Below are 5,453 nucleotides of genomic sequence, written 5' to 3'. Positions count from 1 at the left end.
AAGAAGTCCGGCGGTGTCCTACTCTCCCACAGGGTCCCCCCTGCAGTACCATCGGCGCTGTGAGGCTTAGCTTCCGGGTTCGGAATGTAACCGGGCGTTTCCCTCACGCTATGGCCGCCGAAACACTATAGATGTTTCAATCAAATACACATAACAAAGTCAATGTTGTCATGCGGTTCTCGACCGTACATCGAGAACCACTCAGTGGACGCGTAGCACCAACAAACGGTGTGTTATCAAGTCATCGGCTTATTAGTACCAGTCAGCTGCACACGTTACCGTGCTTCCACATCTGGCCTATCAACCCAGTAGTCTGGCTGGGAGCCTCTCACCCGAAGGTATGGAAGTCTCATCTTGAGGCCGGCTTCCCGCTTAGATGCTTTCAGCGGTTATCCATCCCGAACGTAGCTAATCAGCGGTGCTCCTGGCGGAACAACTGACACACCAGAGGTTCGTCCAACCCGGTCCTCTCGTACTAGGGTCAGATCCTCTCAAACTTCCTACGCGCGCAGCGGATAGGGACCGAACTGTCTCACGACGTTCTAAACCCAGCTCGCGTACCGCTTTAATGGGCGAACAGCCCAACCCTTGGGACCTACTCCAGCCCCAGGATGCGACGAGCCGACATCGAGGTGCCAAACCATGCCGTCGATATGGACTCTTGGGCAAGATCAGCCTGTTATCCCCGAGGTACCTTTTATCCGTTGAGCGACAGCGCTTCCACAAGCCACTGCCGGATCACTAGTCCCGACTTTCGTCCCTGCTCGACCTGTCAGTCTCACAGTCAAGCTCCCTTGTGCACTTACACTCGACACCTGATTACCAACCAGGTTGAGGGAACCTTTGGGCGCCTCCGTTACTTTTTGGGAGGCAACCGCCCCAGTTAAACTACCCACCATGCACTGTCCCTGAACCGGATTACGGTTCGAAGTTAGATATCCAGAGTGACCAGAGTGGTATTTCAACAATGACTCCACATGAACTAGCGTCCACGCTTCAAAGTCTCCCACCTATCCTACACAAGCCACACCGAACACCAATACAAAGCTATAGTAAAGGTCACGGGGTCTTTCCGTCCTGCTGCGCGTAACGAGCATCTTTACTCGTAATGCAATTTCGCCGAGTTCGCGGTTGAGACAGTTGGGAAGTCGTTACGCCATTCGTGCAGGTCGGAACTTACCCGACAAGGAATTTCGCTACCTTAGGATGGTTATAGTTACCACCGCCGTTTACTGGGGCTTAAATTCTCAGCTTCGCCTTGCGGCTAACCGGTCCTCTTAACCTTCCAGCACCGGGCAGGCGTCAGTCCGTATACATCGTCTTGCGACTTGGCACGGACCTGTGTTTTTAGTAAACAGTCGCTACCCACTAGTCTCTGCGGCCTCCAAACGCTTTTGGGAGTAAATCCCTATACGCCGAAGGCCCCCCTTCTCCCGAAGTTACGGGGGCATTTTGCCGAGTTCCTTAACCACGATTCTCTCGATCTCCTTGGTATTCTCTACCTGACCACCTGAGTCGGTTTGGGGTACGGGCGGCTTGAACCTCGCGTCGATGCTTTTCTTGGCAGCATAGGATCATCCACTTTTTATCCGCATCGTGTCTCAGCCTATGTGAGTCGCGGATTTGCCTACGACTCGGCCTACGCACTTGCACCAGGACTACCATCGCCCGGCTGGACTACCTTCCTGCGTCACACCTGTTAATACGCTAACCGCACCAGCATGGGGTCGTGCGCTAGGCCCAGAGCGTCACCCCGAAGGGATCAGTCACTGGGATTCAGACACTTAGCACTACTGGATTAGCTTGGGCGGTTCTTCGCCGGTACGGGAATATCAACCCGTTGTCCATCGACTACGCCTGTCGGCCTCGCCTTAGGTCCCGACTTACCCAGGGAAGATTAGCTTGACCCTGGAACCCTTGGTCTTTCGGAGGACGTGTTTCTCACACGTCATTCGCTACTCATGCCTGCATTCTCACTCGTGTAGCCTCCACGGCTGGTTCACACCGCCGCTTCGCTGGCCACACGACGCTCTCCTACCCATCAACACGGCTGGACCACGAAGGCCTACCAATAATGTCAATGCCACAACTTCGGTGGCGTGCTTGAGCCCCGTTACATTGTCGGCGCGGAATCACTTGACCAGTGAGCTATTACGCACTCTTTCAAGGGTGGCTGCTTCTAAGCCAACCTCCTGGTTGTCACAGCAACTCCACATCCTTTCCCACTTAGCACGCGCTTTGGGACCTTAGTTGGTGGTCTGGGTTGTTTCCCTCTCGACTATGAAGCTTATCCCCCACAGTCTCACTGCTGCGCTCTCACTTACCGGCATTCGGAGTTTGGCTGACGTCAGTAACCTTGTAGGGCCCATCGGCCATCCAGTAGCTCTACCTCCGGCAAGAAACACGCAACGCTGCACCTAAATGCATTTCGGAGAGAACCAGCTATCACGAAGTTTGATTGGCCTTTCACCCCTATCCACAGCTCATCCCCTCAGTTTTCAACCTAAGTGGGTTCGGTCCTCCACGACGTCTTACCGTCGCTTCAACCTGGCCATGGATAGATCACTTCGCTTCGGGTCTAGGACATGCGACTGAATCGCCCTATTCAGACTCGCTTTCGCTACGGCTACCCCTCACGGGTTAACCTCGCCACATATCGCTAACTCGCAGGCTCATTCTTCAAAAGGCACGCTGTCACCCCTACTAAGGAGGCTCCAACGGTTTGTAAGCAAACGGTTTCAGGTACTATTTCACTCCCCTCCCGGGGTACTTTTCACCTTTCCCTCACGGTACTTGTCCGCTATCGGTCATCTGGGAGTATTTAGGCTTATCAGGTGGTCCTGACAGATTCACACGGGATTTCTCGGGCCCCGTGCTACTTGGGATACTCTTCGCGCCAAGAGAAGCATTTCGACTACGGGGTTGGCACCCTCTATGACCGGCCTTTCAAGACCGTTCGTCTATACCTTCTTGTAACGCCGCCATCTCGGCAGAAATGACTGAAAAGTCCCACAACCCCCAACGTGCAACACCTGCCGGCTATCACACACGCTAGGTTTAGCCTGTTCCGGTTTCGCTCGCCACTACTAACGGAATCGCGGTTGCTTTCTCTTCCTGTGGGTACTGAGATGTTTCACTTCCCCACGTTCCCTCTACCCGCCCTATATATTCAGGCGGGAGTCACTAGGTCGGCACGCCGCCCAGCGGGGTTTCCCCATTCGGACACCCTCGGATCAAAACTTGCTTATCAGTTCCCCGAGGCTTATCGCAGATTGCTACGTCCTTCTTCGGCTCCAGATGCCAAGGCATCCACCGTTTGCTCTTAAAGACTTGAAATCACATGAGTTTGAATCAAAAACTCGACCCAGTCACTAAAACTGGATCTGAAATTGACTAATGATCTTTAAGATCATCTTGTGCAACCGATCCGAAGATCAGCTGCAAGATGCTCGCGTCCACTGTGTAGTTCTCAAAGTACGGGCGGTACCCCCATCCACAACCCCCACACAGGGGGAAACAGAAAGAGGCCCAGAGTAACCGACTGTGCACTCGACCCAAAGGCCAGTGCGCATCCGGTCCCTCAGGACCCAACAGCGTGCAGATGCGACATCCGCCACCCTCCCCGTTCCAACCAGATCCGAAAACCCGACGTACTAAAGAAGAACAACATCCTTCACACCATGTCAAATGTTCCACCCATGAGCTCCCAGCGAAGAACATACGCCTTCGATCTGGGTTCTGGACACCGCGCAGTTCAATGAACAACGGGTGTCAGATGCTCCTTAGAAAGGAGGTGATCCAGCCGCACCTTCCGGTACGGCTACCTTGTTACGACTTAGTCCTAATTACCGATCCCACCTTCGACGGCTCCCTCCACAAGGGTTAGGCCACCGGCTTCAGGTGTTACCGACTTTCATGACTTGACGGGCGGTGTGTACAAGACCCGGGAACGTATTCACCGCAGCGTTGCTGATCTGCGATTACTAGCGACTCCGACTTCATGAGGTCGAGTTGCAGACCTCAATCCGAACTGGGACCGGCTTTTTGGGATTCGCTCCACCTCGCGGTATTGCAGCCCTTTGTACCGGCCATTGTAGCATGCGTGAAGCCCAAGACATAAGGGGCATGATGATTTGACGTCATCCCCACCTTCCTCCGAGTTGACCCCGGCAGTATCCCATGAGTTCCCACCATTACGTGCTGGCAACATAGAACGAGGGTTGCGCTCGTTGCGGGACTTAACCCAACATCTCACGACACGAGCTGACGACAACCATGCACCACCTGTTTACGAGTGTCCAAAGAGTTGACCATTTCTGGCCCGTTCTCGTATATGTCAAGCCTTGGTAAGGTTCTTCGCGTTGCATCGAATTAATCCGCATGCTCCGCCGCTTGTGCGGGTCCCCGTCAATTCCTTTGAGTTTTAGCCTTGCGGCCGTACTCCCCAGGCGGGGAACTTAATGCGTTAGCTGCGTCACGGAATCCGTGGAATGGACCCCACAACTAGTTCCCAACGTTTACGGGGTGGACTACCAGGGTATCTAAGCCTGTTTGCTCCCCACCCTTTCGCTCCTCAGCGTCAGTTACGGCCCAGAGATCTGCCTTCGCCATCGGTGTTCCTCCTGATATCTGCGCATTCCACCGCTACACCAGGAATTCCAATCTCCCCTACCGCACTCTAGTCTGCCCGTACCCACTGCAGGCTGGGGGTTGAGCCCCCAGATTTCACAGCAGACGCGACAAACCGCCTACGAGCTCTTTACGCCCAATAATTCCGGATAACGCTTGCGCCCTACGTATTACCGCGGCTGCTGGCACGTAGTTAGCCGGCGCTTTTTCTGCAGGTACCGTCACTTTCGCTTCTTCCCTGCTAAAAGAGGTTTACAACCCGAAGGCCGTCATCCCTCACGCGGCGTTGCTGCATCAGGCTTCCGCCCATTGTGCAATATTCCCCACTGCTGCCTCCCGTAGGAGTCTGGGCCGTGTCTCAGTCCCAGTGTGGCCGGTCACCCTCTCAGGCCGGCTACCCGTCGACGCCTTGGTGAGCCATTACCTCACCAACAAGCTGATAGGCCGCGAGCCCATCCCCAACCGAAAAATCTTTCCAACCAGTAACCATGCGGTTCCGGCTCGTATCCAGTATTAGACGCCGTTTCCAGCGCTTATCCCAGAGTCAGGGGCAGGTTGCTCACGTGTTACTCACCCGTTCGCCACTGATCCACCCAGCAAGCTGGGCTTCACCGTTCGACTTGCATGTGTTAAGCACGCCGCCAGCGTTCATCCTGAGCCAGGATCAAACTCTCCATAAAAAGAAATTGCATACCCCACCGGGAAAACGGTGACGCAGCGAGTTTGATACCGACCAAAGAGACAAATTCATTGCTGACTTCATCCGAATGCCAACCCCCAACAAAGGGGATTGGTCTTTGATCCAAAGGAATTCTCACCCCCAC

General features: G+C 54.4%; 3 rRNA genes. All 3 read right to left on the bottom strand.

From position 1 onward, the window contains the following. Nucleotides 1-5 precede the first annotated feature (5 nt). A 5S ribosomal RNA gene (gene rrf, locus CUR96_RS14920) occupies nucleotides 6-122 on the bottom strand. A gap of 110 nt (nucleotides 123-232) precedes the next feature. Beyond that, nucleotides 233-3,336 (bottom strand): 23S ribosomal RNA (locus CUR96_RS14915). Nucleotides 3,337-3,786: 450 nt separating this feature from the next. Continuing rightward, nucleotides 3,787-5,309 (bottom strand): 16S ribosomal RNA (locus CUR96_RS14910). The 16S, 23S and 5S rRNA genes sit together here, the layout of an rRNA operon. Between the last annotated feature and the right edge of the window lie 144 nt (nucleotides 5,310-5,453).

Source organism: Microbacterium aurantiacum, from assembly GCF_002872075.1.
Taxonomy (GTDB): Bacteria; Actinomycetota; Actinomycetes; order Actinomycetales; family Microbacteriaceae; genus Microbacterium; species Microbacterium aurantiacum_A.
This window is presented reverse-complemented; position numbering and strand designations above follow the sequence as displayed.